Below are 324 nucleotides of genomic sequence, written 5' to 3' on the forward strand. Positions count from 1 at the left end.
AGATCGGTGCGTATGCACGCGAGTCCGGCATCACCCATCTGTACTTGCTGGGCGAGCTGGTGGCGCATGCGGTCAGCGCTTATGGCGCAGGTGCGCAATATTTTGCCAACGTAGAGGGGCTGCAAAGCGCGCTGGCAGCCGCACTCACAGCAGACTGCACTGTGCTGGTGAAAGGCTCACGCTTCATGAAAATGGAAAGGGTCGTGCAATATCTGGCGAGCCAGACCGAATTTGTATCAACACACCAATAACAAGAGAAAGTTTTTAGCATGTTGCTTTGGTTAGCAGAATATTTTAAGTCAGATCTGGGATTGCTACGCGTCT

General features: G+C 52.2%; 1 pseudogene. It reads left to right on the plus strand.

The annotated features are described in order from the left end of the window. Positions 1 to 251 (plus strand): annotated as a pseudogene (locus tag KDM89_RS21095) (UDP-N-acetylmuramoyl-tripeptide--D-alanyl-D-alanine ligase); the annotation flags it as partial. Between the last annotated feature and the right edge of the window lie 73 nt (positions 252 to 324).

Source organism: Cognatundibacterium luofuense, from assembly GCF_018139685.1.
GTDB classification, from domain to species: domain Bacteria; phylum Pseudomonadota; class Gammaproteobacteria; order Burkholderiales; family Burkholderiaceae_D; genus Undibacterium; species Undibacterium luofuense.